23 protein-coding genes are annotated in these 25953 nt (G+C 58.3%); 6 read left to right on the plus strand and 17 right to left on the minus strand.

The features are described from left to right. Window positions 1-133 precede the first annotated feature (133 nt). The 4 genes from PPUTUW4_RS26280 to PPUTUW4_RS26295 form a co-directional block, all read right to left on the minus strand. Window positions 134-1051 carry an SdiA-regulated domain-containing protein gene (locus tag PPUTUW4_RS26280; RefSeq protein WP_015097254.1) on the minus strand — a complete coding sequence of 306 codons (918 nt, stop codon included), beginning with the start codon at window positions 1049-1051 and terminating at the stop codon, window positions 134-136. Between the two features lie 96 nt (window positions 1052-1147). Then, window positions 1148-2074: an SdiA-regulated domain-containing protein gene (locus PPUTUW4_RS26285; protein WP_015097255.1), complete on the minus strand. Its 927-nt coding sequence runs from the start codon at window positions 2072-2074 to the stop codon at window positions 1148-1150. 256 nt (window positions 2075-2330) lie between these two features. Then, complete coding sequence (locus PPUTUW4_RS26290) at window positions 2331-2996, minus strand: fumarylacetoacetate hydrolase family protein (RefSeq protein WP_015097256.1); 666 nt, start codon at window positions 2994-2996, stop codon at window positions 2331-2333. A gap of 40 nt (window positions 2997-3036) precedes the next feature. After that, a complete protein-coding gene (locus tag PPUTUW4_RS26295; RefSeq protein WP_032829505.1) occupies window positions 3037-4431 on the minus strand; it encodes an FAD-binding oxidoreductase in 1395 nt (464 codons plus the stop codon). A 204-nt stretch (window positions 4432-4635) separates the two neighbouring features. Between PPUTUW4_RS26295 and serA the strand changes: the two genes are divergently transcribed. Beyond that, window positions 4636-5865: a phosphoglycerate dehydrogenase gene (serA, locus tag PPUTUW4_RS26300; RefSeq protein ID WP_007976393.1), complete on the plus strand. Its 1230-nt coding sequence runs from the start codon at window positions 4636-4638 to the stop codon at window positions 5863-5865. 59 nt (window positions 5866-5924) lie between these two features. Here serA and PPUTUW4_RS26305 read toward each other — a convergent pair whose 3' ends face one another. Beyond that, window positions 5925-6350, minus strand: coding sequence for a DUF4399 domain-containing protein (locus tag PPUTUW4_RS26305; protein ID WP_015097257.1), 426 nt, complete (start codon window positions 6348-6350; stop codon window positions 5925-5927). Window positions 6351-6485: 135 nt separating this feature from the next. Here PPUTUW4_RS26305 and PPUTUW4_RS26310 point away from each other — a divergent pair, with 135 nt between their 5' ends. Continuing rightward, complete coding sequence (locus tag PPUTUW4_RS26310) at window positions 6486-7070, plus strand: transporter substrate-binding domain-containing protein (protein WP_015097258.1); 585 nt, start codon at window positions 6486-6488, stop codon at window positions 7068-7070. A gap of 122 nt (window positions 7071-7192) precedes the next feature. Here PPUTUW4_RS26310 and PPUTUW4_RS26315 read toward each other — a convergent pair whose 3' ends face one another. Further along, window positions 7193-7678, minus strand: coding sequence for a DUF523 domain-containing protein (locus tag PPUTUW4_RS26315; RefSeq protein WP_015097259.1), 486 nt, complete (start codon window positions 7676-7678; stop codon window positions 7193-7195). 2 nt (window positions 7679-7680) lie between these two features. Next, window positions 7681-8313: a 2OG-Fe(II) oxygenase gene (locus tag PPUTUW4_RS26320; protein ID WP_007976386.1), complete on the minus strand. Its 633-nt coding sequence runs from the start codon at window positions 8311-8313 to the stop codon at window positions 7681-7683. 108 nt (window positions 8314-8421) lie between these two features. Between PPUTUW4_RS26320 and PPUTUW4_RS26325 the strand changes: the two genes are divergently transcribed. Then, window positions 8422-9174: a DUF2059 domain-containing protein gene (locus tag PPUTUW4_RS26325; RefSeq protein ID WP_015097260.1), complete on the plus strand. Its 753-nt coding sequence runs from the start codon at window positions 8422-8424 to the stop codon at window positions 9172-9174. 129 nt (window positions 9175-9303) lie between these two features. On the opposite strand, the gene PPUTUW4_RS26330 is transcribed toward PPUTUW4_RS26325, so the two are convergent. Further along, window positions 9304-10251, minus strand: a complete 948-nt coding sequence (locus PPUTUW4_RS26330; RefSeq protein WP_015097261.1) for an alpha/beta hydrolase — start codon at window positions 10249-10251, stop codon at window positions 9304-9306. 96 nt (window positions 10252-10347) lie between these two features. On the opposite strand from PPUTUW4_RS26330, the gene PPUTUW4_RS26335 reads away from it, so the two are divergent. Further along, window positions 10348-10923, plus strand: coding sequence for a DUF6436 domain-containing protein (locus tag PPUTUW4_RS26335; RefSeq protein WP_015097262.1), 576 nt, complete (start codon window positions 10348-10350; stop codon window positions 10921-10923). Between the two features lie 78 nt (window positions 10924-11001). Here the strand turns inward: PPUTUW4_RS26335 and PPUTUW4_RS26340 are convergent, their stop codons facing one another. Together PPUTUW4_RS26340 and PPUTUW4_RS26345 are read right to left on the minus strand one after the other, a co-directional pair. Beyond that, window positions 11002-11259, minus strand: coding sequence for a bacteriocin immunity protein (locus tag PPUTUW4_RS26340; protein WP_015097263.1), 258 nt, complete (start codon window positions 11257-11259; stop codon window positions 11002-11004). A gap of 1 nt (window position 11260) precedes the next feature. Next, window positions 11261-13783, minus strand: a complete 2523-nt coding sequence (locus PPUTUW4_RS26345; RefSeq protein WP_015097264.1) for an S-type pyocin domain-containing protein — start codon at window positions 13781-13783, stop codon at window positions 11261-11263. Window positions 13784-14275: 492 nt separating this feature from the next. Here PPUTUW4_RS26345 and PPUTUW4_RS26350 point away from each other — a divergent pair, with 492 nt between their 5' ends. Then, complete coding sequence (locus tag PPUTUW4_RS26350; protein WP_015097265.1) at window positions 14276-16675, plus strand: penicillin acylase family protein; 2400 nt, start codon at window positions 14276-14278, stop codon at window positions 16673-16675. 145 nt (window positions 16676-16820) lie between these two features. Here PPUTUW4_RS26350 and PPUTUW4_RS26355 read toward each other — a convergent pair whose 3' ends face one another. Then, entirely contained in the window at window positions 16821-17786 is a 966-nt protein-coding gene (locus tag PPUTUW4_RS26355; RefSeq protein WP_015097266.1) for a GlxA family transcriptional regulator, read from the minus strand. Window positions 17787-18091: 305 nt separating this feature from the next. On the opposite strand from PPUTUW4_RS26355, the gene PPUTUW4_RS26360 reads away from it, so the two are divergent. After that, window positions 18092-18733 carry an HD domain-containing protein gene (locus PPUTUW4_RS26360; protein WP_015097267.1) on the plus strand — a complete coding sequence of 214 codons (642 nt, stop codon included), beginning with the start codon at window positions 18092-18094 and terminating at the stop codon, window positions 18731-18733. Window positions 18734-18881: 148 nt separating this feature from the next. Here the strand turns inward: PPUTUW4_RS26360 and PPUTUW4_RS26365 are convergent, their stop codons facing one another. The 6 genes from PPUTUW4_RS26365 to PPUTUW4_RS26390 all read right to left on the minus strand — a co-directional run bounded on the left by PPUTUW4_RS26365 (window position 18882) and on the right by PPUTUW4_RS26390 (window position 25903). After that, window positions 18882-19772 (minus strand): ABC transporter permease subunit, encoded by an 891-nt coding sequence (locus PPUTUW4_RS26365; protein ID WP_015097268.1) that lies wholly within the window; start codon window positions 19770-19772, stop codon window positions 18882-18884. Continuing rightward, window positions 19769-20689: an ABC transporter permease subunit gene (locus PPUTUW4_RS26370; RefSeq protein ID WP_015097269.1), complete on the minus strand. Its 921-nt coding sequence runs from the start codon at window positions 20687-20689 to the stop codon at window positions 19769-19771. Before PPUTUW4_RS26370 ends, PPUTUW4_RS26365 begins: the two co-directional genes overlap by 4 nt. Then, window positions 20686-21828: a polyamine ABC transporter ATP-binding protein gene (gene potA, locus PPUTUW4_RS26375; protein ID WP_015097270.1), complete on the minus strand. Its 1143-nt coding sequence runs from the start codon at window positions 21826-21828 to the stop codon at window positions 20686-20688. The genes PPUTUW4_RS26370 and potA overlap by 4 nt, the downstream gene beginning before the upstream one ends. Window positions 21829-21899: 71 nt before the next feature. Continuing rightward, the gene (locus PPUTUW4_RS26380; RefSeq protein WP_015097271.1) at window positions 21900-22997 is read right to left on the minus strand and encodes a polyamine ABC transporter substrate-binding protein; all 1098 of its coding nucleotides are present in this window, start codon (window positions 22995-22997) and stop codon (window positions 21900-21902) included. A gap of 240 nt (window positions 22998-23237) precedes the next feature. After that, on the minus strand, window positions 23238-24350 hold the full coding sequence (locus PPUTUW4_RS26385) for a polyamine ABC transporter substrate-binding protein (RefSeq protein ID WP_015097272.1): 1113 nt from the start codon (window positions 24348-24350) through the stop codon (window positions 23238-23240). A 188-nt stretch (window positions 24351-24538) separates the two neighbouring features. Then, window positions 24539-25903 carry an aspartate aminotransferase family protein gene (locus tag PPUTUW4_RS26390; RefSeq protein ID WP_015097273.1) on the minus strand — a complete coding sequence of 455 codons (1365 nt, stop codon included), beginning with the start codon at window positions 25901-25903 and terminating at the stop codon, window positions 24539-24541. Window positions 25904-25953 lie beyond the last annotated feature (50 nt).

Consider the following 25953-nt stretch of genomic DNA (forward strand, 5'->3'; position numbering starts at 1 on the left):
ACCTGTTTGTGGGCAGATGAAATACCTGTGGGAGCGAGCTTGCTCGCGATGAGGCCGTGTCAGTCGACTGAAATGTTGAATGACAGACCGCAATCGCGAGCAAGCTCGCTCCCACAGTATTTTGTGGTGTCGGTTAGAGTTGTGCGGGCTTCTTGAACACGTAAAACAGATTCGGCTCGCTGACAAGGTACAACGTACCGTCGTCGTCCACGGCGATCCCCTCCGCTTGCGGCACGGTGTTTTGCAGGCCCTGGCGCCCTTTGCCCAATGACATTGTGCTCAGCGGACGCCCGCTCACATCCAGCTCCAGAATCAACCGCGATTCATCCGACAGCGCCAGCAAATGCCCGCTGCGCTCGTCGTATTGCAGGCTCGACAGATCCCGCACGAACATCCCGGCATCACGCTTGGGGTCGTTGATCACGTGTATCGAGTAGGATTCTTCAGGATTGAAACGCGGGAAACCGTGCACCTCGTAGATCAGCATCGGGTTGCGTTCCTTCGCGACGAACAGGCGCTTGCCCACAGAATCGTAAGCCAGGCCCTCGAAACCCTTGTTGCCGCCCATGTGGACGCCAATGGTCATCTGCTCGGCGTCTGCCGCATCGACGAAAGTGGTGTCCTGCTCCAGACGAATCTTGATCAGCCGCTGCTGGCTTTCATCAGTGACCACATAGATGTCCTCACTGATGAACTCCACCGCCTCCGGATCGCCGAAACCGACCAGCGCCACACGGCGCAAAATCCTGCCGTCGAGGGACAACTCGATCAGCTCGCTGTGTTTGTTGGTGACGGTGAACAGGCTTTTGCGCACCGGGTCGTAGGTCAACGCTGAAACGTTGTCCGCCAGGCCATCGATCACCTGCGCTTCGGTCACGACCCGGTATTGATCAAGGCCCATGGCCTGGGAACTCAGCGGCTGCCACAGCGTATGCAGATTGAACCAGGCACGCTCGAACAGACGCAGGTATTGGCCGAGCGCAACCACGGCGATCAGCGAGATCACCGACAGGATCAGAATCAGGGATTTGGGGCGGGCAAATCGACGCATTCGGTTGGACTCAGGGTCAAAACAGGCGGATGAAATATCACGCCCGTCTGAACTGAAGCTTAATGGCCGCGGGCCTTTTACGCATACACAGAGGCATTACCTCTGTTTTTCGAAGCGATAAAACAGGTTCGGCTCACTCACCACGTACAGCGTGCCCGCTTCATCCATGGTTACGCCTTCGGCACGCGGGATGGTGTTTTTCAGGCCGTTGAAGCCACGCAACAGGGTGATGAAACTGACCTGCTCGCCCTTCTTGTCCAGCTCCAGCAACAGGTGCGAGTCGGCGGACAGCGCCAGCATGTGGCCGGTCCGCGGATCGATGGCCAGCGCCGACAGGTTGCGCATGTCCAGTGCATGGCTGGCCAGCTTCAGCTTGTCGCCGGTCAGGACCTTGCCGTCACCCTTCCAGGCAAACAATGCCGGCGGGCGCTCTTCACCCAGCACCAGTTGCTGATTGCGCGGATCCCAGGTAACAGCTTCAAAGGCTTTGTTCTGGTCTTTGGAAGGGCCGAGGTCGTATTTCGGGAAATCGGCGATGTTCAGTTCGCGGGTGTCGGCATCGACCTTGACGATAGCGATCAGATGCTCGCGCTCATCGACAATGGCCAGTCGGCCGTCGCCCAGCACGGTGACGGCCTCAGGGTTGCTCCAGCCGACCAACGGCATTTTGCGCAGCACATCACCCTGCAGGTTCAACTCGACCAGGAAGGGGTTCTTGCCCATGACCGAAAACAGGGTCTTGGTCTGAGGGTCATAGGCCACGTCCGATGCTTCGTCCTTCTCCATGCCCGGCAACGGCTTGGCATCGATCACCGCCCGATAGTCCGGCAGCCAGATACTGGCCTGACGCTCGGCCGGGCTTTTGAATTGCTCTTTCACCCAGAGCACGCCCCGCGAATCCCAGTGCATGGCAAATGCAACGCCGTAGGCGACAACGGCCACCAACAAAAGCCAGGTGTGCCAACGCAGGGCGAAGCGTGAGCGGCGGGCAGGATTAAGCGTGGATAGCGGAGGAGTGGCCATTGGGGAATGCGTTCCAGAAATTCAGGCTAGGGGTAATAGCACAGTTTGGGGCCGGTTCAGAGGCCGAAAGCCCTGAAATTATCCAGACTGGATGTGAAAAAAACGGGAAATGACAGGGTGAGTTATATACAGGCCACGACAAAACCAATGTGGGAGCGAGCCTGCTCGCGAAAGCGGTGTGTCAGGCAACACTTATGTCGACTGTCACGCCCTCTTCGCGAGCAAGCCCGCTCCCACAGGTACAGCGGCGCTACAACTAGCGAACGCTGCTGGTGAAGCGGCTGGCGCCCGGCAGTTCCAGGACGATCTCGTCACCGACATTCAGCGGACCAACGCCCACTGGCGTGCCGGTGAGGATCACATCCCCGGCCTGCAACGAAAAGCAGCCGGCCATGTGCTGAATCATCGGCACGATCGGGTTGAGCATTGCGCTGCTGTTGCCGTCCTGGCGCACTTCGCCGTTGATGGTCAGGCGGATGCCAATGTCGGTCAGGTCGGCAAAGGTGCTGCCGGACACGAACGGAGCAATCACCGCCGCACCGTCGAAGGACTTGGCGATTTCCCACGGCAGGCCCTTGGATTTCAGCTCGGCCTGCTTGTCGCGCAGGGTCAGGTCCAGGGCCGGGGCGAAGCCGGAGATGGCGTCGAGCACTTCTTCACGGCTCGGTCTGGTCGACAACGGCTTGCCGATCAACACCGCGATTTCCGCTTCGTAGTGCACCGAGCCGCGCTCGGTGGGAATGCTGAATCCGCCTTCCAGCGGCACCACGCAACTACCCGGCTTGATGAACAGCAGCGGCTCGGTCGGCACCGGGTTATCCAGTTCCTTGGCGTGTTCGGCGTAGTTGCGGCCGATGCACACCACTTTCCCCAACGGGAAATGAATACGCGTTCCGTCGACATACTGGTGCTGATAGCTCATTTACCGTCTCCTGCCTTCAAGGGTGCCTAAGGTTTGCAGCTCAAACCGCGAAGATCTTGCCCGGGTTCATGATGCCGTTCGGGTCGAACACTGCCTTGACCGCTTTCATGTACTCGATCTCGACCGGCGAACGGCTGTAGGTCAGGTAATCCCGCTTGGTCATGCCCACACCGTGCTCGGCAGAGATCGAACCGTTGTACTTCTCGACGGTTTCGAACACCCACTTGTTCACGGTCGCGCACTTGGCGAAGAACTCGTCCTTGCTCAGGTTATCCGGCTTGAGGATGTTCAAGTGCAGGTTGCCGTCGCCGATGTGGCCGAACCAGACAATTTCGAAGTCCGGGTAGTGTTCGCCGACGATCGCGTCGATTTCCTTCAGGAACGCCGGGACTTTCGATACGGTGACCGAGATGTCGTTCTTGTACGGCGTCCAGTGGGAGATGGTTTCGGAAATGTATTCGCGCAGCTTCCACAGATTCTGCAGCTGCGTTTCGCTCTGGCTCATCACGCCGTCCAGCACCCAGCCCTGCTCGACGCAGTGCTCGAAGGTTTCCAGGGCGTGGTTGGCCACTTCTTCGGTGGTCGCTTCGAATTCCAGCAGCGCGTAGAACGGGCAGTCGGACTCGAACGGCGCCGGCACGTCGCCACGGGCCATGACCTTGGCCAGGGCCTTGTCGGAGAAGAATTCGAAGGCAGTCAGGTCGAGTTTGCTCTGGAAGGCGTGCAGCACTGGCATGATCGAGTCGAAATCGGCGGTGCCGAGGACCATTGCGGTCAGGTTTTTCGGCGCGCGATCGAGGCGCATGGTCGCTTCGACCACGAACCCTAGTGTGCCTTCAGCCCCGATGAACAGCTGGCGCATGTCGTAGCCGGTGGCGTTCTTGATCAGGTCGCGGTTTAGTTCCAGCACGTCGCCCTTGCCGGTGACGACCTTCATGCCAGCGACCCAGTTGCGGGTCATGCCGTAGCGAATCACCTTGATCCCGCCGGCATTGGTGCCGATATTGCCGCCAATCTGGCTCGATCCTGCCGAAGCGAAGTCCACCGGGTAGTACAGACCGTTTTCTTCGGCCACATTCTGCAGGTGCTCGGTGACCACGCCCGGCTGACACACGGCGGTGCGGTCAGTGAGGTTCACGTCGAGGATCTGGTTCATGTAGTCGAACGACACGACCACTTCGCCATTGGCCGCTACCGCTGCGGCGGAAAGGCCGGTGCGACCGCCGGACGGCACCAGCGCGACCTTGTGTTTATTGGCCCAAAGGACAATGGCCTGGACCTGCTCGGTGGTCTTGGGGAACACGATGGCGGTCGGAGCGGGGGCGAAATGCTTGGTCCAATCCTTACCGTAAGCATTCAGGGAGTCGGCATCGGTCAGCACCTTGCCAGGCTCAACCAGGGTCTTCAGCTCTTCAATCAGGGCAGGATTGGTCATCGACAGAACTCTCGAACAATTCATGGTCATCCTGAGAACGCTTCACGTCGCAGGAATGAGTGTTTAGCGGGGCGCATATGCTAGCATACCGACCCCGCAGCATAGTGCCCAACGGCTATTCTGCGGCGACGGCTGTCATGCCGCTCGGGTCAGCGTCTGTTGACCATTTCCTGCCAATTTTCTCCGGGATACAGGTTTACGCAGATGAGCAAGACTTCTCTCGATAAGAGCAAGATCAAGTTCCTTCTTCTCGAAGGCGTCCACCAATCGGCTGTCGACGTCCTCAAGGCGGCGGGCTACACCAGCATCGAGTACCTCACGGGTTCTCTGCCGGAAGCCCAGCTCAAGGAAAAGATCGCCGACGCTCACTTCATCGGCATTCGCTCGCGCACTCAACTGACCGAAGAGATCTTCGATCACGCGAAGAAGCTGGTTGCGGTCGGCTGTTTCTGCATCGGCACCAACCAGGTCGACCTGGACGCTGCCCGCGAACGCGGTATCGCGGTGTTCAACGCGCCCTACTCCAACACCCGTTCCGTAGCGGAGCTGGTGCTGGCCGAAGCGATCCTGCTGCTGCGCGGTATCCCTGAGAAGAACGCTTCCTGCCACCGTGGCGGCTGGATCAAGAGCGCGGCCAACTCCTTCGAGATCCGTGGCAAGAAGCTGGGCATCGTCGGTTACGGCTCGATCGGTACTCAACTGTCGGTCCTGGCGGAAGGCCTGGGCATGCAGGTGTACTTCTACGACACCATCACCAAGCTGCCATTGGGTAACGCCACTCAGGTAGGCAACCTGCACGAACTGCTGGCGATGTCCGACATCGTTTCGCTGCACGTACCGGAAACCGCCGCCACCCAGTGGATGATGGGCGAGAAAGAAATCCGTGCCATCAAGAAAGGCGGCATCCTGATCAACGCCGCCCGCGGCACCGTGGTCGAACTGGACCACCTGGCGGCTGCCATCAAGGACAAGCACCTGATCGGCGCGGCCATCGACGTATTCCCGGTGGAGCCACGCTCCAACGACGAAGAGTTCGAAAGCCCGCTGCGTGGCCTGGACAACGTGATCCTGACCCCGCACATCGGTGGTTCTACCGCTGAAGCCCAGGCCAACATCGGTCTGGAAGTCGCGGAAAAACTGGTCAAGTACAGCGACAACGGTACTTCGGTATCGTCCGTGAACTTCCCGGAAGTGGCCCTGCCGGCTCACCCCGGCAAGCACCGCCTGCTGCACATCCACGAAAACATTCCGGGTGTACTCAGCGAGATCAACAAAGTCTTCGCCGAAAACGGCATCAACATCTCCGGTCAGTTCCTGCAGACCAACGAGAAGGTCGGCTACGTAGTGATCGACGTCGACGCCGAGTACTCGGACCTGGCGCAAGAGAAGCTGCAACACGTCAAAGGCACCATCCGTAGTCGTGTGTTGTTCTGATTGCGGCTTGAGCCAAAAAAGGGAGCCTTCGGGCTCCCTTTTTCATTGACGCAACAACGTTACTTGACGTTGACGGTGATCTTCTCGGAAACGATCGGCGGATCGAACGGCATGTGGTTGCTATCGCCCAGTTCAAGCTGCAGGGTGTGTTTGCCCGGCGTGAGCGTGACTTCAGCCTGGGTCTGCGCGGCGCCGAAATGCTGGTGATTGGCGTCTTTGGGAATCGGTACTCCGGCGGCTGGCAACTCATCGACATCGATCAGCAAATGGTGATGTCCGGTGTTCTTGGTGGGATCGCCTGCCGGTGCCAAGGCAATATTCTCGACAGCGAACTTGACGACGACAGTCTGTGGAATATTCGCGCCGTCCTTGGGAGACACGATCGACACTTTAGCGCCTTCCGGAGCCGGCGTTGCAGCACTGGCCAGCACCGAAACACCCATCAACAGGCCAGCCAAAGCAGCACGTGACATAAAGGTTTTCATTCTCTTCTCCAGTTTTTTCGTAAAATCCGCGTGGCCATGACAACTTCATGGCCATTTGTTGTCGAAGGCACTCGACAACCATAGCAAAGCGAGCCTGAATCAGAGGGTCGCGATAAAAAATTCAAAGGAGTGACCATGCGCTTTCTGCCTGGCCTGATCTGCCTGCTACCCCTTCTGAGCCCTTTGGCTCATGCCGAACTGATTGATGACGTCAACGACCGGGGCGAGTTGCGCATAGCCGTTGAAGCCAACACTCCCCCATTCAACTTCAAGGATGGCGACAAGCTCGCCGGATTCGAAGTCGAACTGGGCCAACTGCTGGCAAGTGAACTCGATGTCCGGGCCGACTTTGTCGTCACCGACGGCAGCGATCTGCTGACCGGCGTCGAAAGCGGCAAATACGACATCGCTATCAACCACATAGCAGTGACCCCGGATCTCAGGGATCGTTTCGATTTCAGCGAACCTTACGTTCAAGCCCAGGCTCAATTGATCGCGCAGAAAGAAGAGCCGCGCTCCATTCTGCTGGTGCAGTCGTTGACCGAAGAGAAGCCCAAAACCAACCCGGTCGTGAGCCTGGCGATTCCTTTTCAGAAGGGAAATCCGGCGTTCCATGCCAGCCTGGAGAGCGCCCTGCAGCGAATCAAGGATGATGGACGAATGCACGCGCTGGAGCAGAAGTGGTTGGGGGCGGATGTGGTGCCGAAACTGCAGAACTGAAGTGAATGCAGAACCTGTGGGAGCGAGCTTGCTCGCGATGAGGCCAGTCCAGTCAACATTGATGTTGAATGTCAGGCCGCCATCGCGAGCAAGCTCGCTCCCACAGTGTCTTTTGTCGCTCGTTAATCGAGTGCTGCCAACGCCTGAGCCGCCTGCGGCAACTCCAACTCACTGAACACCTGCACGCCATGACGCTTGAGCAGCGCCGCCGTCACGCCCTCGCCATCGACCTTCACCCCGCTGAACGTCCCGTCATAGGTCAGCAGGTTGCCGCAGGACGGGCTGTTGGCCTTGAGGACGGCAATGCGGATGCCGTGATTTTGCACCAGTTCCAGTGCCTGATACGCCCCCGACAAAAACTGCGCACTGACATCCTCGCCCTCGGTGGTGATCACCGCGGCCTGGCGATCGAGGACTTGCGCGCCCTGCCCGCCTGGAATTTCCGCTGCCGCCCGAGGCGTTGGCAAGCCACCGGCGACCTCCGGGCACAACGGTACGATCCGACCTTCGTCGAGCCATTGCTGAAGCTGATCGAACGGCCCACTGGCCCCGCCGTCGTAACGAACGCGGTGGCCCAACAGGCAGCGGCTGACGAGAATTTTCTGCATGATCAGAACGGCTCGTTGCCGCGCCGCCGGAACCAGCCCGTCAGCGACAGACGATCGCGGGTCGCGGGCAGGACTTCGTGGGGAACCTCTCCGGAAAGAAACACCACCAGGCAGCCGCCGGTAGGCTGCACGTCGTGGACGCGATCGTTGTCTAGGTACATGCGCAACGAGCCGCCGTGCTCGGGAAGCCAGCCATCATTGAGGTAAACCACCGCTGAAACCATGCGCCGGTCGTCATCGCGAAAGCGATCGACATGCTTGAGGTAGAACGCCCCGGGCGGGTACATCGCAAAATGGCTTTCGAAATCCTCCAGGCCGAGAAACAGACCACGATTGATCGCCTCGCGCAGGCTGTCCATCAAACTCAGATAGCTGTCGCAAGCCTCGGCCTGGCCGGGGTCGATCCATTGGATATGGTCGCCACGAATCCCTTCGCGGATCTCCGACGACGGCCCTCGACCCACGGCGGCCGGAGCCAGTTCACCCTCGGCAGCACGTTTGCGACACTCGGCCGCCAGCGCTCGGGTCAGGTCCTGAGGCAGGAAAATATTCTGCTGCGACCAGCCGTGCTCGGCCAGGTCGTCGACGATTCGTAACAGCAGCGGGTGATCAGAGGATATTTGCATGCCGCGCATAGTATTCCTGTGCCCGAAAATCCGACAGAGCCGCGCAGCGGGTTGATACGAATTCTCGACAAGTACGGATGCCACACGGAGAATAGTCGCCTGCTGACTGGAGTCCCTATGCGCCGTTTGCTTTTATCACTGCTGATGTTCTGCGTTTTGCCCGCCTGGGCAGACGGCCACGACCAGTTGTACAAGGTCGCCGGCTGGCCGGAACAACGCGCGCACTTCAACGACGCCCTCTCGGCTGCCCAGCAACGCTATCAGGGCAGCCTGCCTCCGGCGGTGTATCAGGCTCTGGTCAATAACAGCAATCAGCGATTTTCCGCCCAGGCCATGGACCAGCGCGCCGAAGCGCAATTGCGCAAGAACCTCGCCGATCCAAAACCAGCACTGACGTTTTTCCAGTCGCCTCTGGGCAAGAAAATCGTCGCTGCCGAGTTGCTGGCGACCCGTCGTGACCAACTGGCGAAAAATGCCAAGGGCTTGCCAAAGATGCAGGCCAGCGACAGCCGCCTGCTGATCATCGGCCATCTGGCACAAGCGCTGCCTGCTCGCGAGGCCGGCGCGGAAGTCAGCCTGGCGATTGCCGGTGTGGCCGCCGACAGCCTGAGTTCGATGATCCCGGGATTGCTCGGTGCCGGTCAGGCCCAGGGCATGCTCAACGGCCAGCGCCAGCGCCTGATGGACCAGATTGGCAGCGACCTGAACAACACGCTGCTGTATGTCTATCGCGACCTGTCGGACGACGAGCTGGAAGAGTTCGCGACCTTTGCCGAATCGACGCAAGGCCAGGCTTACTATCAGGCAGCACTGGCGGCGATTCGCGCGGGGTTGGCGGTGGGGCAGAGCAATTCGAACCTGAGCCAATGATTATCGGCGCCTGACAGATCGCTATCGCGGGCAAGCCCGCTCCCACAGTGTTTTGAGTCAACCCACTATTTTGTGATCACCGCGAAACCTGTGGGAGCGGGCTTGCCCGCGATGGGGCCATCACTGTCGCTAAGGATTCCGACCCTTGATCCGCTTGGTCAAAAACCCTAAATACTCCTGCCGCATCACCAGTGTTTCATTCGCCAGATGATGCCGCGCCTCAGGCAACATCAGGACCTGCGGCCTATCAAACTTGCCCCGCAACACTTCAAGGTTATGTTCCCAATCCACGGTCATGTCCGCCTGCCCCTGCACGATCAGCGGCCGCCTGGTGCTGACCGGCGCCGCTTCAACGCGTTTGATCCAGCGTGCCAGCGCGCCCACCCAGGCTGTCGGCAGACGCAGCGGCTGCAATGGATCGGCTTGCAGGAACGGCAGAAAGGCCGGGTCGCTGGAGTTCTCGCTGAAGCGCCGGGCGATGGCTTTGACGAAAGGCCTGAGCAAGTAATAGCTCAGTTGCGACCAACCCCACGCCCGCGGCCGCACCAACGGTGCCAACAGGATCACCTGACCCTGGGCCGGGCTGCTCGCCCCCGCATTCAACACATGATCGATCACGATCGCCCCACCTGTACTTTGCCCGCACAGGTGCCACGGTTGCGGCAAATCGAGGGATTGCGCCTCGCTGAACAACCCCTGCAGCGTGTCCTGGTACTCGGCGAAATCCTTGATGCTCGCCCGCTCGCCACTGGACAAGCCATGCCCCGGCAGGTCGCAGGCAATCACCGCAAAGCCCTGGTCCAGCGCCCATTCGATCACATGCCGGTACAGCCCGGTGTGGTCGTAGAAACCGTGGATGACAAACAACGTCGCCTTCGCCCGCTCGGGCCACCAGAACTGGCTGACCAGCTCGTATCCATCGACCTCGAAGCGCCCAAGACCGCTGCGCAACTGACGCGGCGCAAAATCCAGCCCGTAGAACTGCTGGTAGGCCTTCGCCTGCGCCGATAACGGCTGTCCGGCCGCCAGTGGCAGCAAGCTTGCACGTAGAAGATCGGGGTCGAAAGTGGCCGGCATGGACGATTCCAGAGCGTGAAACGGACTTTATAGGCCTGCGATATTCTTCTGTCGCGGCAAGCATGGCAAGCTAGCCGACCTTCGAGGACTGAACCGATGCACCCGCCCCTTCGCGCCACCCTGTTTGCCAGCCTGCTCGCCGTGGTGTGTACCGGCGTATTGTGGGCGGCCTACGACTGGTTCCAGGGGCGTTACCTGCGGGCGTTCAGCGAGCACACGGCGATGTTTTCGGGTGATCCGCTGCGTCTTCCCGATGACCTCGCAGGCCCTGGCGCCATCCGCCTGGTGCATTTCTGGGACCCGGCCTGCCCATGCAACGTCGGCAATCAGCAACACCTGACCGAACTGGTCGAGCGCTATGTACCCCATGGTGTGGAATTCTACGCCGTGCAAAAACCCGGTAGCCATGGCCAGTTACCGGGCACCTTGAGCCGCCTGAAAACCATCGACGTCCTGCCCGGATCCGAACAGATCCCCGCCAGCCCGGCCGTGGCGATCTGGGACCGCAGCGGCAAACTGGCCTACTTCGGCCCCTACAGCGAAGGCCTGACCTGCAACTCCGGCAACAGCTTTATCGAACCCATCCTGCAAGCGCTGGATGAAGGCCGTGCGGTGAGTGCCACGCACACACTGGCTGTGGGGTGTTACTGCCCGTGGATCAGCAATGAATAAGCCAGTCGCACGCCAGCCGATAAAATAAATGGTCTTGCCGTCAGTTAACGGCAAGAGCCTCACTAAAAATCACAGAATTTAAACCACCTTAAACCCCGGCTTACCGTTAGCGGCTCGCCATTCCTTGACTTCCTTTACAATTCCCTCGGGACTATCTTCTCTGTCGTCTCGTGGATAGTAAATCAAGTCCGCCCCATCCGGATGCTCCGTTAGACGCTCAAATTCTAAAACCAACTTCACATCTTCCTCTTCCGTTCGAGCGCTCGCGTCACAAATTGCAACTACGAAATCCAAAAATTCTTTCTCTGTATAATCTGAAATCAGTTTGCTCTTCATTTTATTTCTTCTCCCTGTGGATTGCTTTATGTCGCTTAGGAGTAACCAAACTCATATTTTCGACACCATAAACGCTACCGTTTTTCGATACATATATTTTGTGATGAAATTCAAATTTTCTAGTTTCTCCTGCCCACTCTGCTTTTGGAGCAAAAGGAGCTTTTCCATTTGCCATTGCAGCGAGGTTTTGTTTATTAAACTGCTTAGCCAGTTCAGGGTCATCAGCAACTGCCTCCCAAAATGCCTTTCGAAACGCCCTGAAATTTTTAAATTCCCTGCCCCTCAACTGATCGGCAATTTGCGACGGAACGGGGGCGCCTTCGCCTTGCGACGCCGCCCCCAACCAGATCCCTGACACAGGCTGACCAACGCCTGTTGCAACACCCGGATCTTCCCTCCGGTCCCGAAACATCGTATAGACCGGTGGCAGGCCAGATTCCACCGGGAAGACCGTAATAAAATCATCAAAACTGGCTTCGGAAACCGAAGGGAATGTATCGATCCGTCCCTCAACCGGTATCACCGTTGCCCCAGTGTAGAGCGGTGGCACTGGCTGTTCGGCAGGCGAGGTCGTCGAACTGCTCCCGGGGTTGACGACAGGGGTCCACGTCAAGGTTCGAGGTGGTACATCCGCAGTGGTCGCGGTATAGACGTTCTGTTCAGCGTTATAAGTGGCAGCAACTACGCCAACTCTCGAAGGGACAGTCAGACCATCCGTCATGACGACAAATAGCTCTGATTGTCCATCCGCGGTAGTCTTTGAACTAACGCGATAAGGCAAGTCAACAGTCCCGCCAGCGGCAGCGACGGTGTTTAAATTTTGCCCAATTTCTGATGCAAGATCCGAGAGAGGTGTACTGAAAGCATAACGCTTCGGCAATTCGCCGTTACTCAGGCTCGATGAGTAGAACAGTGCTGAAACACCTACAACAGCCCCGGCCCCAACACTTGCGACAAGACCTCCCAAAGCCGAAATTGCCGTACGGATAGCAGCTTGCAGAGTGACCGAAGCTGCCTCAACAACAGCAACAGTTCCCGCTGAGGTCATAAACAACGGTCCTGCCGCTGATGCAGCGCCTGTTGCATGGAACGCGTTGGCGCTTCGAAGAGCCTCTGCCGCTGCACGCGCCTGCTCATCAGCAATACGCTTGGCTTCAGCTTCTGCTGCTCTACGAGCTTGTTCAGCAGCTACACGCCTGGCTTCAGCTTCTGCCGCAATACGAGCCTGCTCAGCAGCTGCACGCCTTGCCTCCGTTTCTGCCGCAATACGAACTTGTTCAGCCGCTATACGCCTTGCCTCCGCTTCCGCCGCAATACGAGCTTGTTCAGCTGCTATACGCGTTGCCTCTGCCTCCACCGCAATACGAGCTTGCTCTTGTAGATAACGAACCTCCTGCTCTGCTGCAATACGTAATTGCTCTTCCAAGCGTTCCGCTTCCTGGGCACGAGCGATTAGCCCCGAAAAGGCATTTGTTGTCTCCCACAAATATCGAAGATTTTCTGAGTGAAGAAGTGTTACATGGTAATCTTGCCAGCGTGTTCCAATGTTCGTATTAGCCTGCAAGTCCACCAGATTATTTAGCGCCTCGAGTTCAGGCTTGCTCAATGGCGCATTAATTTTTGGGTTAGCCTTTACGTAAGGGCGGACAGCAGCCCACTCAGAATTAAATATCTGATCTGTTGCCATTTTATAATGGATAAGCGATTGAGATAGGCTACGCCCCTCTGTCGAACCTGCCACTGCAACAACTTTCTCAGCGAGAAATACAGGCAACAGTTGAAACCGGATGTTAGTTTCCAGGTTAACCACTGAAAGTCTTTCAGCCGCAAGATGCCTCTCGCCTTCTCTGCTGGCCGGAACAACGGCATTTGCCTGGTCTTTTCTCATAGACAGTTCTGGGAGCTGATTGGCCAGAACATGCATCCCCAACGAAAGACGTTTAAGCTCTAGCGCTGCACGATATGCCTTGTCTATAGAATCATAGGCACCCACGAAATTTGGATGATTCAAGTCCAGGCTTTCATGGAGTTTTTTGAAGGATAACTCCTTCATCAAAAAAAATGGATTTTGACCGTAAAGCGAGTGCGTGATCTCGTTTTGGGCTCGGTACTCTGATGCTTTTGAATGGATCGCCTTAATAGTTGTTTCCTGATCTATCCTGGCTGCTTCCGCTAACGAGAGCGCGCGCCCCATCTTGGTTGCTTGTTTTTCATGCTCTATTTCTCTGATAGTCGTTTCTGTAAGTCTGTTGAAAACCTCTACGTATTCACTGTCGATGTATTCCTGATTCACCCTCTGCTCCAGCATTAGGTCATCCCATATGAAGGGAGTAATCGGACGTAGCTTCCCAGAACCAGCACTGGTGCCTCTATGGGGGCCCTCATACGGTCCCCAAGACCCTTTGAAATAACCACCGATATCCTGTCGCAATGGTTCCTTTTCGTTGATATATACAGGGCCAATTTCGAATGAACCTGGCCCTATCTTTCTATGGAATCCTAAATATTTCTCAGCATCATTCATATGACTTATCCATGTCAGCTTCTTCATTGTTAATAACGTATAAGTACGTTTCTGACAGCTCCCTGAGCTCAATCAGATTTTACAAACAGCCCAGCAGGGCTACATGCTGAGCCCTTGTCACTTCATGATTTCGCGATTAAAAATACAGAGTTACATTGACCGCCTAACTGACGCATTCACTAACGCAGCTGAACTTTAGTCTGCCTTAGCATCAAATTAATGTATTGGTTCGCGACAGATGCAATATATATTTATCGCCAAATAAATAAACCATTGCCAGTCACACCGAGTGCACCTGACACTCTGAGACCTCTTTATAGGTTGTAGCTGCAAAACCTTGCAACACCACTTCTGTAGTGCAACTCCTAGAAGCTCGAAGGAAATTTCCTATTCGCAAAATACTGTGTTATTAATTCTCAAAGCACTACTATCGACAAGATAAAGACCATAAACTTCCCTCCCAATAATTCTAACAACATGGAACGGACTCTTATGAAACGCAGCCTGACCGCTCTCGCGCTGTTGATCGTCGTGCTGGCCGCCGGAGCCGGCTGGTACCTCTACAGTAAGCAGCCGTCACGCCAGGGCATGGTGGAACTGCAACACCTGCAAGGCTCAGTCACTGTGCGCTACGACGAGCGCGGCGTTCCGCATATTCGCGCCGACAACGAAACCGACCTGTATCGCGCACTCGGCTACGTACATGCCCAGGACCGCTTGTTCCAGATGGAAGTCCTGCGTCGTCTGGCCCGTGGCGAACTGGCCGAGGTGCTCGGACCGAAGCTGCTCGACACCGACAAACTGATGCGCAGTCTGCGCATTCGCGAACGCGCCGAAACCTACTTCGCCAATCTCGACAAACAGTCACCCTCTTTCATCGCCATGCAGGCCTATCTGGACGGCATTAACCAGTATCAGGACAGCCACGCCAAACCCGTGGAGTTCGATGTGCTGGGCATTCCAAAACGCCCGTTCACCGCCCAGGACACCATCAGCATCGCCGGTTACATGGCCTACAGTTTTGCGGCAGCATTTCGTACCGAACCCTTGCTGACATTCGTGCGCGATCAACTGGGCCCTGACTACCTGAGCGTTTTCGATCTCGACTGGCAGTCCAAAGGCGTGCTCGACGGGACCGCACCTTCCCTGGCCAGCGCCGACTGGAAAGACCTCAACGCCCTCGCCCGCCTGAGCGAACAGGCCTTGGCTGACAACGGCCTGCCCCAGTTCGAGGGCAGTAACGCCTGGGTCGTCGCGGGCAGCCGGACCCAAAGCGGCAAGCCTCTGCTGGCGGGTGATCCGCATATCCGTTTCTCCGCGCCGTCGGTGTGGTACGAAGCCCAACTCTCCGCGCCGGGCTTTGAACTCTACGGGCATTACCAGGCCTTGATGCCGTTCGCCTCTCTGGGCATGAACAACGACTTCGGCTGGAGCATCACCATGTTCCAGAACGACGACCTCGACCTGATCGCCGAGAAGGTCAACCCGGACAACCCCAATCAGGTCTGGTATCGCGGCAAGTGGGTGGACATGGTCACCAGCGAACAGAAGATTGCGGTCAAGGGCCAGGAACCGGTGACGCTGGTACTGCGTCAATCGCCCCACGGCCCAATCGTCAACGATGCCTTGGGCAGCGGCGTCGGCAAGACACCGATTGCCATGTGGTGGGCGTTTCTCGAAAGCCAGAACCCGATCCTGGACGGTTTCTACCAGCTCAACCGCGCCGACACCCTGGCCAAGGCCCGCAGTGCCGCAGCAAAAATCCAGGCACCGGGCCTGAACGTTGTATGGGCCAATGCCAAGGGTGACATCGGCTGGTGGGCGGCGGCGCAACTGCCGAAACGCCCGGAGGGTGTACGCCCATGGTTCATCCTCGACGGCAGCACCGCCGAGGCCGACAAGGATGGCTTCTACCCGTTCAGCGCCAACCCTCAGGAAGAAAACCCGGCGCGGGGCTACATCGTATCGGCCAACTTCCAGCCGGTGTCGCCGACCGGCATGGAGATTCCCGGCTATTACAACCTTGCCGATCGTGGTCAGCAGCTCAATCGCCAGCTCGGCGACAAAGCCGTGAAATGGGACCTGGAAAACAGCCAGAAACTGCAGCTGGGCACTACCACCGCCTACGGCCCGCGCTTGTTGGCGCCGCTGCTGCCGGTGTTGCGCGAAGTGCTGAGCGACCCCGCCGAACTCAAACTGGTGGAGCAACTGGCCCAGTGGAAAGGCGACTACCCGCTCGATTCCACCAGCGCCACGCTGTTCAACCAGTTGCTGTTCAACCTGGCTGACGCGACGATGCATGACGAACTGGGTAACGACTTTTTCGAAACACTGCTCTCGACACGGGTGATCGACGCCGCGCTCCCCCGCCTGGCTGCCAGCGCCGATTCACCGTGGTGGGACAACCGCAGCACCCTCGGCAAGGAAACCCGTGCCGACACGGTGAAGGCCGCCTGGCAAGCCAGTCTCGCACACCTCAGGAGCACCCTCGGCGCAGACGCCTCGCAATGGCAGTGGGGTCGCGCGCACACCTTGACCCATGGTCATCCGCTGGGGCAACAAAAGCCGCTGGACCTGGTCTTCAACGTCGGCCCCTTCGCCGCACCCGGCAGTCATGAAGTGCCGAACAATCTATCGGCGAAAATCGGCCCGGCACCCTGGCCCGTCACCTACGGCCCTTCGACCCGGCGCCTGATCGACTTCGCCGACCCGGCCCACAGCCTGACCGTCAACCCGGTTGGCCAGAGCGGTGTAGTGTTCGACAATCACTATGATGATCAAGCCGAGGCCTACATCGAAGGGATGTATTTCCAGGCGCATCTCAATGATGAAGAAGTCACGGCCAATACGCGCAGTACGTTGAAGCTGTTGCCGGCGCGGGCGGCTCAGTAATTTTGCATTGGCTGGACCGGCCCCTTCGCGAGCAGGCTCGCTCCCACAGGTTTTGCTGGTGTTCACAAAATTTGTGTTCAGCAAGGATCCCTGTGGGAGCGAGCCTGCTCGCGATGAGGCCCTGACAGACACCCACAAGTTCAGCTCAAACCATCGCCGCAAAATTCAACCTGAACTGCTGCGGCGTCACCCCCAATCTGCGATTGAACACACTGCGCATGTGCTGGGCATCGCGAAATCCACATTGATAGGCCACAGTCTTGAGCGGTGCCCGGGTGCTTTCGAGCATCACCCGCGCCGCATCGACCCGCGCGCGCTCGACGAACTCGGCCGGGGTGATTTTCGCTTCCCTGGCAAACACCCGGGAAAAATTGCGCGCGCTCATGTTGGCCGCATTGGCCAGGTCGGCGATGGCCAAATCGCCCGTCAGGTTGGCCAGCACGTAATGCTGGACCATCGCCACCGCCGAGTCCGGTTCGGCGTGGGGCGTGAGGAACGGGCTGAACTGCGACTGCCCGCCCGAACGCTGGGTGAACACCACGAGCCGCTTGGCGACATTCAGCGCCACTTCCGGTCCGTGATCCCGGCCCAACAGATACAACGACAGATCGATCCCCGCTGTAACCCCGGCCGAGGTGAACAGGTCGCCGTCCTCAACGTACAGTCGATCCGCTTCCACGCGGGACGAGGGGCACAGCGCCGCCAGATCCGATGCGTCCTGCCAATGCGTGGTGACCGTGCGCCCCTCCAGCAACCCCGCCCGTGCGAGCATGAAGGCGCCGTTGCAGATCGAGCCAAACCGTTGCGCCCGCCCGCAGGCCCCGCGCAGCCAGGTGTCGAACGCCACGCCGAAACTCATGAACGGCAATTGCGGCCCGCCAGCCACCAACAACAAGTCGTACGCCTCGAGCGCTTCGCTGAAATGCCGATGGGCATTGAGTGCCAAACCGTTGGAGCACGCCATCATCCCGTGCTCGACGCCGATCACCTCCAGCCGATAGTGATCCTGCGGGGCAAGGAATCGATTGGCCTCGGAAAACACATCCATGGGCCCGGTGACATCCAGCGACTGGACGCCGGCGAAGACCACGATGGCGATGGTTTTACTCATGACGTGAATCGCCTCCTTTGGATCTGATTGCACCGTCCCTTTGTAGGAGCGAGCTTGCTCGCGATGGACGTGAGGACACCGCGTTCATTCAGGCAGCCAGCGTCATCGTTGAACGCCATCGCGAGCAGGCTCGCTCCTACAGGGGCTGCATGCACCCTAGCCAATCCAGGCGCAACAAGCGAGGTTGGCGCGATATGCATGCTCATTGGCCGGGATCGCAGCCATGGCGCGATTGTCCGGTTTCGAGGGGCGGAACAGACTGAAACCCTCAGCGCCACCCAGGCGTTCACGACGAGGAAAACTCCATGAGCACCACCATCGCCGGCATCAGGATCCCCGACAGCGCGCTGACCAAGGCCACCACCGAATACATCCGTGACATCGAATCGGACCTGCTCTACCACCACTCGCGTCGGGTATTCCTGTTCGGCGCCCTGAGCGGTGAGCGCAAGCAATTGGCCTACAACCCGGAGTTACTGTACGTCGGCGCGATGTTCCATGACCTGGGCCTGGTGGAGGGGTACCGCAGCGACAACGAGCGCTTCGAAGTCGATGGCGCCAATGCGGCAGCCGCATTTCTCAAGCCTTACGGGCTGAGCGACGACGATATCGAACAGGTCTGGCTATCGATTGCCCTGCACACCACACCGGGCGTTCCTCAGCACTTGCGGCCCACCGTGGCACTGGTAACGGCTGGAGTCGAGATGGACGTGCTGGGCATGGACTACGCGGCGTTCTCCACCGTGCAGCGTGAAGCGGTGGTGCATGCGCATCCACGGGGCGAGGGGTTCAAGGAGTGCATCATCTGCGCGTTTGCCGATGGCTTGCGTCATCGTCCACAGACTACGTTCGGGAATGTGAAGACGGATGTGCTGGTGGATCAGGAACCGGGATTCAAGCCGATGAATTTCGTCGAGGTCATTCGCCGATCTCCGTGGATTTCCTGACCGCCAAAGAACCTGTGGGAGCGAGCTTGCTCGCGATGGCGGCATCACAGTCAACATCGATGTTGAATGTCAGTCCGCTATCGCGAGCAAGCTCGCTCCCACAGGGGGTCGGGTTGACCGCAGTGTTGTGGTCAACCCGGCATCAGGCTCAAGCCGCTTCCGGTGCCTGCGCGCGACGCACGTCCGGTTGCTTCCACGAATCGGCGGCCGCCTCTTCGATCGCTTGCTGGATCGCACGCTTGCGGCTTTCTTCGGCGCGACGGCTGAAGAACCAGACCAGGAAGGTCACGATCGACACCGCCAACAGGATCAGACTGGCCACGGCGTTGATCTCGGGCTTAACCCCCAGACGTACCGCCGAGAACACTTCCATCGGCAGGGTCGTGGACCCCGGGCCCGACACGAAGCTCGCCAGCACCAGGTCATCCAGCGACAGGGCGAACGACATCATGCCGCCGGCCGCCAATGACGGCGCGATCATCGGGATGGTGATCAGGAAGAACACCTTCCACGGTTTCGCGCCCAGGTCCATGGCCGCTTCTTCGATGGACAGGTCCAGCTCGCGCAAGCGTGCCGAGACCACCACCGCCACATAGGCCGCACAGAACGTGGTGTGGGCGATCCAGATGGTGACGATGCCGCGCTCCTGCGGCCAGCCGATCATCTGCGCCATGGCCACGAACAGCAACAACAGCGACAGACCGGTGATCACCTCAGGCATCACCAGCGGCGCGGTGACCAGGCCACCGAACAGGGTACGGCCCTTGAAGCGGGTAATACGCGTCAGCACGAACGCCGCCAGGGTACCCAGCGCCACCGCCGCCACCGCCGTGTAGCAGGCGATTTCCAGCGAGCGCACCACCGACCCCATCAGTTGCGAGTTGTCGAGCAGGCCGACGTACCACTTGATCGACCAGCCGCCCCACACCGTCACCAGTTTCGAGGCGTTGAACGAGTAGATCACCAGGATAAGCATCGGCAGGTAGATGAACAACAGACCCACTACCAGCATCAGGCTGGAGAAACGGAAGCGCTTCATTCTTTACCCTCCATTTCCTTGGCCTGACTGCGGTTGAACAGGATGATCGGCACAATCAGGATCGCCAGCATCACCACCGCCAGGGCAGACGCCACCGGCCAGTCACGGTTGTTGAAGAACTCTTGCCAGAGCACTTTACCGATCATCAGGGTTTCCGGGCCGCCAAGCAGTTCCGGAATCACGAACTCACCCACCACCGGGATGAACACCAGCATGCAGCCGGCGATGATGCCGTTTTTCGACAGCGGCACGGTGATTTTCCAGAAGCTGTTGAAGGTGCTCGAACCCAGGTCGGACGCAGCTTCCAGCAGGCTCTGGTCGTGCTTCACCAGGTTGGCGTACAGCGGCAGGATCATGAACGGCAGGTAGGAATAAACCACACCGATGTAGACCGCCAGGTTGGTGTTGAGGATCTGCAGCGGCTCGTCGATCAAGCCCATGCTCATCAGGAAACCGTTGAGCAGGCCGTTGTTGCTGAGGATGCCCATCCACGCATACACGCGGATCAGGATCGCGGTCCAGGTCGGCATCATGATCAGCAGCACCAGCACCGTCTGCACTTCCTTGCGGGCAACGGAGATGCCGTAGGCCATCGGGTAGCCGATCAGCAGGCAGAGGATGGTGCTGAACAGCGCCATCTTCAACGAGCCGAGGTAAGCGGCGATGTACAGCTCGTCACCGGCCAGCATCGCGTAGTTGCCCAGGTTAAGCAGCAACTGCAGCTTCTGCTCGGCGTAGCTGTAGATTTCGGTGTAGGGCGGAATGGCCACGTCCGCTTCGGCGAAGCTGATCTTCAAAACGATGAAGAACGGCAGCATGAAGAACAGGAACAGCCAGATGAAGGGAACCCCGATGACCATCTGACGGCCACCGGGAATTATTCGATTGAGTCGACGCTTGAATTTGCGCATGTTCATGAGCGAAGCACCACGCCGCTATCGTCTTCCCAGTACACGTAGACCTGATCACCCCAGGTCGGACGCTGCCCGCGACGTTCGGCGTTGGCCACGAACGACTGCACCAGCTTGCCGCTTGGCAGTTCGACGTAGAACACCGAGTGCCCGCCCAGGTAGGCGATGTCGTGCACCTTGCCGCTGGACCAGTTGTACTGGCAGGTCGGCATGTCGGCGGTGACCAGCAGTTTTTCCGGACGGATCGCGTAGGTGACCGACTTGTCCTGCACCGAAGTGCTGATGCCGTGGCCGACGTAGATCTGACGATCCAGGTCTTTGCAGGTAATGATCGCGTGACCTTCGGCATCGTCGATCACTTCGCCTTCGAAGATGTTCACGTTACCGATGAATTCACAGACCAGGCGGCTGGTCGGGGTTTCGTAGATGTCGATCGGGCTGCCGATCTGGGCGATCCAGCCCAGGTGCATGATCGCGATACGCTCGGCCATGGTCATGGCCTCTTCCTGGTCGTGGGTCACCATGACGCAGGTTACGCCGACGCGCTCGATGATCTCCACCAGCTCCAGCTGCATTTGCGAGCGCAGTTTCTTGTCCAGTGCGCCCATCGGCTCGTCGAGCAGCAACAGCTTCGGTCGCTTGGCCAGAGAACGGGCCAGGGCCACACGCTGACGCTGCCCACCGGACAACTGATGCGGCTTGCGCTTGGCGTACTGGCTCATCTGTACCAGCTTGAGCATTTCGGCGACGCGGGCGTCGATTTCAGCGTTCGGAATCTTGTCCTGCTTGAGGCCGAAGGCGATGTTCTGCGCCACGGTCATGTGCGGGAACAGGGCATAGGACTGGAACATCATGTTGATCGGCCGCTCGTAGGGCGGCATGTCAGTGATGTCTACGCCATCGAGGAAAATGCGCCCCTCCGTGGGCCGTTCGAAACCTGCAAGCATGCGCAGCAATGTGGACTTGCCCGATCCCGAGCCGCCGAGCAGGGCGAAGATCTCACCCTTCTTGATTTCCAGGGACACGTCGTCCACGGCAATCGTCTCGTCGAACTTCTTCGTGACCCGGTCGATTTTGACCAGCACCTGTTTAGGTTGCTGGTCGCCCTCGAGGGCTTTCTTATAGGCGCCGGAGGCAACTGCCATTTACGAAACTCCCAAAAAAAGAGTGCAGTTCGCTCAAGGTGAGCCAACCTTGGATAGTTTGAGCCTTGAAGCTATTTACCCGACTTGACCTTGGTCCAGCTGCGGGTCATCAAACGTTGAATGTTCGGCGGTAACTCGACCGACACGTAGGTCTTGTCGAGCACCGCTTGCGGTGGATAAACCGCTTCATCGGTGCGAATGGACTGTTCCATCAGTTTGTCCGACCCGGGGTTCGGGTTGGCGTAGCCGACGTAGTCACTGACCTGAGCGATGACCTCAGGCTTGAGCAAATAGTTGATGAAGGCGTGAGCCTGCTTGACGTTGGCCGAGTCCTTCGGAATCGCCAGCATGTCGAACCAGAGCGCGCCGCCTTCTTTCGGGATCGAGTAGGCGATGTTCACACCTTTCTTGGCTTCTTCGGCGCGGTTTTTGGCCTGGAAGATGTCGCCGGAGAAACCGATCGCCACGCAGATATCGCCGTTGGCCAGATCCGCGATGTACTTGGATGAGTGGAAGTAGGTCACGTAAGGGCGCACGGCAAGCAACTTGGCGGTGGCCTTTTCGTAATCCTTGGGATCAGTGCTGTTAGCGTTCAGGCCCATGTAGTTGAGCACTGTCGGCATCATTTCATCGGCGGAATCGAGGAACGCGACGCCACAGCTTTGCAGCTTCTTGATGTTCTCCGGCTCGAACAGCACGCCCCACGAATCAATCGTATCGACGCCCAGCACAGCCTTGACCTTGTCGACGTTGTAGCCGATGCCGTTGGTGCCCCACAGGTACGGCACGGCGTACAGATTGCCCGGATCGTTCTGCTCCAGACGCTTGAGCAGCACCGGGTCGAGGTTCGAATAGTTCGGCAGCTGCGACTTGTCTAGCTTCTGGAAAGCTCCGGCCTTGATCTGCTTGCCGAGGAAGTGATTGGACGGCACGACCACGTCGTAGCCGGTACGCCCGGCCAGCAACTTGCCTTCCAGGGTTTCGTTGGAATCGAAAACGTCATAAACCGGCTTGATCCCGGTCTCTTTCTGGAAGTCTGCCAGAGTGGTCTCGCCGATGTAGTCCGACCAGTTATAAATATGCACGGTACCGGCGGCCTGGACACTGACGGCCATCGTCAGCCCGGCGCCCACCAGCATGGCATTGCGTAACAAAGAAAAAATAGGCAAGTGGAGGTCCTCTGAAATTAGTTGGGCCCAAGTTGCCCCGCGCTACATGACAACCGTGGTTGCCCGGCAACAAAACCGGCGCGCAACTTACCCTCGAAAAACCGTTCCAGCAAAACTTTTGTACAGATACCTGTAGGAGCGAGCTTGCTCGCGATGAGCCTGAGAGCACCGCGGGGTGTCAGGCACCCAGCGTTATCGTTGACGACCATCGCGAGCAGGCTCGCTCCTACAGGGTTTTACTCACTTGCCGGATTTGATCTTGGTCCAGCTGCGGGTCATGATCCGCTGGGTCGCGGCCGGCAAGTCGGCAATCGCGTACAGCTTGGCCAGCACGTCCGCTGGCGGGTAGATACCTGGGTCAGCAGTGATTTCTTTATCAACCAACGGCGTGGCGGCCGCGTTACCGTTCGGGAAGCGTACGGCGTTGGTGATTTCAGCCATGATTTCCGGCTTCTGCAGGAAGGTCATGAACTTGTAGGCGCCTTCGACGTTTTCGGCATCTTTAGGGATGGCGACCATGTCGTAGAAGCTGCCGGCACCTTCTTTCGGAATGTTGTAGCTGACTTTCACCTTGTCACCGGCTTCTTCCGCGCGGGACTTGGCCTGGTAGATGTCACCCGAGTAACCCACGGCCACACAGATGTTGCCGTTGGCAAGGTCAGAGATGTACTTGGACGAATGGAAGTAACCTACCGAAGGACGGATTTTCAGGAACAGCGCTTCGGCTTCGGCCAGTTGTTTCTTGTCCTGGCTGTCGGTTGGATAGCCCAGATAGTGCAACGCCACCGGGATCATCTCGGTTGGCGAATCGAGGAAACTGATACCGCAGGATTTCAACTTCGCGGCGTTTTCAGGTTTGAACAGCAGGTCCCAGGAGTTGGTCGGTGCGTCGGCACCCAGTGCTGCCTTGACCTTCTCGGCGTTGAAGCCGATACCGATCGAACCCCACATGTACGGGAAGGCGTGCTCGTTGCCCGGGTCGCTCACGGAAACGGCCTTGAGCAGGTCGGTGTTCAGGTTCTTCCAGTTAGGCAGCTTGGACTTGTCCAGCTTCTGGTAGACGCCAGCCTTGATCTGCTTGGCCAGGAAGTTGTTCGACGGTACAACGATGTCGTAACCGGACTTGCCTGCCAGCAACTTGGCTTCCAGGGTTTCGTTGCTGTCGAAGACGTCATAGACAACCTTGATGCCCGACTCGTCTTCAAACTTCTTGACGGTGTCCGGTGCGATGTAGTCGGACCAGTTGTACACGTGCAGTACTTTGTCATCGGCCTGAACCGCGCCCGCCATCAAACCCATCACGGACATGGCAAGCAGAGTCTTGCCAGCGAGCTTTTTACCTAGTGCCTTCATGCGTAATGCTCCAAATTTTTCTTTTTTGAACCACTTGTTCAGCGGCCGAACCCGGGCAACTGGAACCGCGGCTAGTCTGGCAAGATCCACATCGGTCTTTCAAGGAAACGGTCATGCTTTCTGACAGTTCTGAGCGAAAGTTCCAACTTCATATGCAGAACTTCGGACTTCCGCTCAGAGCCTAGCACTTAGCCCTGCAATGCACTCAGGGTCAGGTCAAGACACTTGCGAGCCTTGGTCACCAGTTCATCGATTTCCGCCGGTGTAATCACCAGTGGCGGAGCGATGATCATGGTGTCGCCGACGGCGCGCATGATCAGGCCGTTGTCGAAGCAGAACTGGCGGCAGATCATGCCGACGCCCTTGCCCTCGTAACGCTTGCGCGTGGCCTTGTCCTGGACCAGTTCGATGGCCCCCAACAAACCCACCCCGCGAACTTCACCCACCAGCGGGTGATCGTTCAGTTCCCGCAGGCGCTTTTGCAAATACGGTGCCGTTTCTGCATGAACGCGCTCGATAATTTTCTCGTCGCGCATGATGCGGATGTTTTCCAGCGCCACCGCAGCTGCCACCGGGTGACCGGAGTAAGTGAAGCCGTGGTTGAAATCACCGCCTTCGTTCAGGACTTCCACCACTTCGTCACGCACGATCAGGCCGCCCATCGGGATGTAGCCCGAGGTCAGGCCTTTGGCGATGGTCATCATGTCTGGCTTGAGGCCGTAGAAATCGCTGCCGAACCACTCGCCGGTACGACCGAAACCGCAAATCACTTCGTCAGCCACGAACAGGATGTCGTACTTGGCGAGGATTTCCTTGATGCGCGGCCAGTAGGTGTCTGGCGGAATGATCACGCCACCGGCACCCTGGATCGGCTCGGCTATAAAGGCTCCGACATTGTCGACACCGACTTCCAGAATCTTTTCTTCCAGCTGATTGGCCGCCCACACACCGAATTCTTCCGGGGTCATGTCGCCGCCTTCGGCGAACCAGTACGGCTGGGCAATGTGGACGATGCCCGGGATCGGCAAGTCGCCCTGTTCATGCATGTACGTCATGCCACCCAGGCTCGCGCCGGCCACGGTGGAACCGTGATAGCCGTTCTTGCGGCTGATGATGACTTTCTTGTTCGGCTGGCCCTTGATCGCCCAATAGTGACGAACCATGCGCAGCATGGTGTCGTTGCCTTCAGAGCCGGAACCGGTGAAGAACACATGGTTCATGCCTTGCGGCGCGATGTCGGCGATGGCTTTGGCCAGTTCCAGTACCGGCGGGTGCGCCGTCTGGAAGAACAGGTTGTAGTAAGGCAGCTCGCGCATCTGTTTGCTGGCGGCATCGGCCAGTTCATCGCGACCATAACCAATTGCGACACACCACAGGCCGGCCATGCCGTCGAGGATCTTGTTGCCTTCGCTGTCCCAGAGGTAAACGCCCTTGGCGTTGGTGATGATCCGCGGGCCTTTCTCTTTCAGCTGCTTGAAGTCGCTGAACGGAGCCAGGTGGTGATCGTTGCTCAGGGTTTGCCATTCACGGGTTTGCGGGTTGTTGCTGGTCATGTGAATCTCCTAAAAAAAATCAGGTGAAGGCGCCGCTCGACTGCGGCGGC

This window comes from Pseudomonas sp. UW4, from assembly GCF_000316175.1.
GTDB classification, from domain to species: domain Bacteria; phylum Pseudomonadota; class Gammaproteobacteria; order Pseudomonadales; family Pseudomonadaceae; genus Aquipseudomonas; species Aquipseudomonas laurylsulfatiphila.

What these genes read in the sequence shown, in the direction of transcription:
- potA (WP_015097270.1), bottom strand. Translation starts at nt 21,828, where the DNA reads ATGGCAGTTGCCTCCGGCGCCTATAAGAAAGCCCTCGAGGGCGACCAG.
- PPUTUW4_RS26325 (WP_015097260.1), top strand. Translation starts at nt 8,422, where the DNA reads ATGCGCCGTTTGCTTTTATCACTGCTGATGTTCTGCGTTTTGCCCGCC.
- PPUTUW4_RS26335 (WP_015097262.1), top strand. Translation starts at nt 10,348, where the DNA reads ATGCACCCGCCCCTTCGCGCCACCCTGTTTGCCAGCCTGCTCGCCGTG.
- PPUTUW4_RS26280 (WP_015097254.1), bottom strand. Translation starts at nt 1,051, where the DNA reads ATGCGTCGATTTGCCCGCCCCAAATCCCTGATTCTGATCCTGTCGGTG.
- PPUTUW4_RS26320 (WP_007976386.1), bottom strand. Translation starts at nt 8,313, where the DNA reads ATGCGCGGCATGCAAATATCCTCTGATCACCCGCTGCTGTTACGAATC.
- PPUTUW4_RS26355 (WP_015097266.1), bottom strand. Translation starts at nt 17,786, where the DNA reads ATGAGTAAAACCATCGCCATCGTGGTCTTCGCCGGCGTCCAGTCGCTG.
- PPUTUW4_RS26360 (WP_015097267.1), top strand. Translation starts at nt 18,092, where the DNA reads ATGAGCACCACCATCGCCGGCATCAGGATCCCCGACAGCGCGCTGACC.
- PPUTUW4_RS26305 (WP_015097257.1), bottom strand. Translation starts at nt 6,350, where the DNA reads ATGAAAACCTTTATGTCACGTGCTGCTTTGGCTGGCCTGTTGATGGGT.
- PPUTUW4_RS26370 (WP_015097269.1), bottom strand. Translation starts at nt 20,689, where the DNA reads ATGAACATGCGCAAATTCAAGCGTCGACTCAATCGAATAATTCCCGGT.
- serA (WP_007976393.1), top strand. Translation starts at nt 4,636, where the DNA reads ATGAGCAAGACTTCTCTCGATAAGAGCAAGATCAAGTTCCTTCTTCTC.
- PPUTUW4_RS26315 (WP_015097259.1), bottom strand. Translation starts at nt 7,678, where the DNA reads ATGCAGAAAATTCTCGTCAGCCGCTGCCTGTTGGGCCACCGCGTTCGT.
- PPUTUW4_RS26330 (WP_015097261.1), bottom strand. Translation starts at nt 10,251, where the DNA reads ATGCCGGCCACTTTCGACCCCGATCTTCTACGTGCAAGCTTGCTGCCA.
- PPUTUW4_RS26385 (WP_015097272.1), bottom strand. Translation starts at nt 24,350, where the DNA reads ATGAAGGCACTAGGTAAAAAGCTCGCTGGCAAGACTCTGCTTGCCATG.
- PPUTUW4_RS26285 (WP_015097255.1), bottom strand. Translation starts at nt 2,074, where the DNA reads ATGGCCACTCCTCCGCTATCCACGCTTAATCCTGCCCGCCGCTCACGC.
- PPUTUW4_RS26340 (WP_015097263.1), bottom strand. Translation starts at nt 11,259, where the DNA reads ATGAAGAGCAAACTGATTTCAGATTATACAGAGAAAGAATTTTTGGAT.
- PPUTUW4_RS26310 (WP_015097258.1), top strand. Translation starts at nt 6,486, where the DNA reads ATGCGCTTTCTGCCTGGCCTGATCTGCCTGCTACCCCTTCTGAGCCCT.
- PPUTUW4_RS26290 (WP_015097256.1), bottom strand. Translation starts at nt 2,996, where the DNA reads ATGAGCTATCAGCACCAGTATGTCGACGGAACGCGTATTCATTTCCCG.
- PPUTUW4_RS26345 (WP_015097264.1), bottom strand. Translation starts at nt 13,783, where the DNA reads ATGAATGATGCTGAGAAATATTTAGGATTCCATAGAAAGATAGGGCCA.
- PPUTUW4_RS26390 (WP_015097273.1), bottom strand. Translation starts at nt 25,903, where the DNA reads ATGACCAGCAACAACCCGCAAACCCGTGAATGGCAAACCCTGAGCAAC.
- PPUTUW4_RS26350 (WP_015097265.1), top strand. Translation starts at nt 14,276, where the DNA reads ATGAAACGCAGCCTGACCGCTCTCGCGCTGTTGATCGTCGTGCTGGCC.
- PPUTUW4_RS26365 (WP_015097268.1), bottom strand. Translation starts at nt 19,772, where the DNA reads ATGAAGCGCTTCCGTTTCTCCAGCCTGATGCTGGTAGTGGGTCTGTTG.
- PPUTUW4_RS26295 (WP_032829505.1), bottom strand. Translation starts at nt 4,431, where the DNA reads ATGACCAATCCTGCCCTGATTGAAGAGCTGAAGACCCTGGTTGAGCCT.